Consider the following 1,307-nt stretch of genomic DNA (forward strand, 5'->3'; position numbering starts at 1 on the left):
TTTGGTTCTTCGCGGATCAGCGGGGAGCGTCTGACAGGTGTCGCTACGCTTGAGGCCTGCCTTTCAGGACTCAGGTGGGGTCATGCTGGACAGGAAGACGATCGGGAAGCTTGGGGGCTGGGAAGGCTATCGGGTGGAGCGGATCGCATGGCCCGAGGGCGACAGTCGGACCGTTACCGTCTACCTCAAGCCGTCAGCGCGGACGATGTACTGCGCGCATTGCGGCAGCCGATGCCGGCAGGTGCATGACAGCACAACGCGCCGGGTGCGGGATCTGCCGCTGATGGCGTTTCGTGTCGTGCTGGTGGTGCCTCGCCGGCGCGTATGGTGCGCGCGATGCGGTGGTCCGCGGCTGGAGAAGCTCAGCTGGCTGGGACGCTACCAGCGGGTCACCGATCGCCTGGCCGAAGCGGTCAGCCAACTGCTTGAATCCAGCAATATCGTGGCAGTTGCACGCTTTTTCCAGCTGGGCTGGCACACCGTCAAGGCACTGGACAAAGCCCGGTTGCGGCAGGCCGTCCACGTGCCCGACTGGAGCCGGATCCACTATCTGGCGATGGACGAATTCGCCCTGCACAAGGGCCACCGCTACGCCACGGTCGTGGTCGATCCGATCAGTCGCCAGGTGCTCTGGGTCGGCAATGGCCGCTCCCGTGAGACGGCACGGGCCTTCTTCGAGCAGCTTCCGGCCGGCGTTGCCGAGCAGATCCGCGCGGTGGCGATCGACATGACGACCGCCTTTGAGCTGGAGATCAAGGCCCACTGTCCGAACGCCGAGATCGTCTACGACCTGTTTCACGTCGTAGCCAAGTACGGACGCGAAGTGATCGACCGGGTCCGGGTCGACCAGGCCAACCGGCTGCGCCACGACAAGCCCGCTCGCCGGGTCATCAAGTCCAGCCGCTGGCTGCTGCTGCGCAATCGAGAGAATCTGGACCCGCGTCAGTCCGTCAGGCTGGATGAGTTGCTGGACGCCAACCAGCCACTGCTCACCGCCTACCTCATGCGGGACGAGCTCAAGCGGCTGTGGTTCCACCGCCACCCCATCCGGGCCAGGAAGGCCTGGGATCACTGGCTGGAGCAGGCCCAAGGCAGCGGCATCGCGGCGTTGGCCCACTTTGCGAACAAGCTAAGCGCCTACCTGCATGGAATCATTGCCCGCTGCCGACATCGGCTCAACACGAGCATCGTCGAGGGCATCAACAACACCATCAAGGTCATCAAGCGCCGCGCCTACGGCTATCGCGACCAGGAATACTTCTTCCTGAAAATCCGCGCAGCCTTCCCCGGTATTCAGCGATGAACCT

1 protein-coding gene is annotated in these 1,307 nt (G+C 64.1%); it reads left to right on the plus strand.

The features are described from left to right. Window positions 1-82 precede the first annotated feature (82 nt). Window positions 83-1,303 carry an ISL3 family transposase gene (locus EYQ95_RS26135; RefSeq protein ID WP_132332145.1) on the plus strand — a complete coding sequence of 407 codons (1,221 nt, stop codon included), beginning with the start codon at window positions 83-85 and terminating at the stop codon, window positions 1,301-1,303. Window positions 1,304-1,307 lie beyond the last annotated feature (4 nt).

It is taken from the genome of Lysobacter sp. N42 (assembly GCF_004344885.1).